The sequence below is a fragment of the Pseudoalteromonas sp. S1727 genome (assembly GCF_005886375.1).
In the GTDB taxonomy this organism is placed as follows: Bacteria; Pseudomonadota; Gammaproteobacteria; order Enterobacterales; family Alteromonadaceae; genus Pseudoalteromonas; species Pseudoalteromonas haloplanktis.
Genome location: NZ_PNDT01000078.1, coordinates 1 through 1,695, shown reverse-complemented (window position 1 = coordinate 1,695; position 1,695 = coordinate 1). Strand labels below are relative to the sequence as shown.

Below are 1,695 nucleotides of genomic sequence, written 5' to 3'. Positions count from 1 at the left end.
AGATCTGTGCATCTCATGACTCTTACATCTAACGAGCCTGTAGAATAACTCGTTTTTAATTTATTTTTATTGATGCATTAACCATAGCCGACTTCCTATTTTGATTCAATCGGTTACTTCGATCTTACGTCAAATATAAATAGAGGATTTGCTGTTGCTTTAATTGTGTTTTGGAAGGTATAACAGGTGTTTAAGTGGCTTATTTGGAGAGGTAGTAGCTTACCTTTTTAATGCAGCCTGTTTTGCAGCTTTTCTATGTTATGAACAAGGCAATACAGTTGCCATTGCGCATTCACTTTCGTTTGACCCCGTAAGGTCAGTTTATTCATGCCCTTATTGACGGTAATATTCCCGAACACCGGTTCTATACAGCCAAGTCTTTTACTGTACTGCCGTCGCCCTATTGGACTATCTATTTTGACCTTCATTTTGTCAATGTAGCTTAGCTTTTTACGCGATTCATCATTTTTAAACTGCACTTGCCGCCCAGTTTTTATTGGTGGCTTTCGCATACATTGCTGTTGCAGTGGGCATACTTTGCAATCTTTTAAATAACCGCAGAATCGCGTGTACTTTTGATTATGACTGTTTACATTAACCCCGCTTCGCCACATGGCATTGCCTGCGGGGCAGTGGCAGGTTTGGGCTGCTTCATCATAATGAAAGTCCTCCGAGGTAAATAAGCGTGGCTTGCCTTTACTGCGTTTTAATCGGCGTTTTTCTTGCTCTGTTTCATAGGTTTCGCTCTGGTTAAACAGCGGGTTTCGTTTTCTAAATTGGTTATCCGCAATATAAGTATCAAAGCCACTTTTCGCCATGTATTCTAGGTTTGCTTCGCTGTTAAACCCACTGTCCGCTGTAAATTTAATGGCGTGTTTGTCTGTTTGTTTTTCAGTTTGGAGTTTATCGAGCTGCTGTTTTAATTGCTTAACCGCTGGCTGTAAGGTTTGTTGCTCACCCACTGAGCCCCATGCCTGTGCTTGCAGTATAATTTGGTGCTTGTCGTCATTTATCGCAATGCCATTGTAGCCTTGGATTGTGCCTTTTGAGGTGGTCATTTTCGCACTATCGGGGTCGGTAATATTACTTTTTACTGGCTTACCTTTACTGCCTGTTTTTTCTTGATGTGTCGCTAAGTACTCTGTTATTTTGTCGGCACTTTTATCCAGCTTTTCTTTTTGTTTTAAATCCTGAGCTATCAACTCTTCGCCCAGTCCATCTTGTGATTTATGACGTTCAATAATACGTTTGCTTGCGCGTTCTAGCTTTGCTTTTTTACGGCTAAGTTCATCGAAAGTACCGCTCCACTCTTTACTTGCGTTGGACTTTAATTTGCAACCATCAATGGCAAACATGTTACGGCCTATCAAACCTTCTTCATCACATATCATCAGCACTTGAGTGAACATCGGTTCAATCTGCTCGTGCATTTTAGCCACGAATCCCGCTATTGATGTGTAATGAGGTTGAATATCGCCCGACACACTCATGAACAAAATATTGTTCTCACAGGCCTTGGCTATTCGGCGGCTACTAATTAATCCATGAGCATAGCCAAGTAAAATAATTTTTAACATCACCGTGGGCGGATACGCCGCAGCGCCTGTTTTGTCGTTGTTATACCACGCGTCAAAGCCCGACAAGTCGAGTTTATTTTCGACAATATAACAAAGGGCATATTCACGTGTTGCCGGG

At 41.7% G+C, this 1,695-nt stretch carries 1 protein-coding gene; it reads right to left on the bottom strand.

The window, feature by feature from the left end:
- Window positions 1–227 precede the first annotated feature (227 nt).
- A partial coding sequence (locus CWB85_RS16230) for a transposase (protein ID WP_138555443.1) occupies window positions 228–1,695 on the bottom strand: 1,468 nt, incomplete at its 5' end.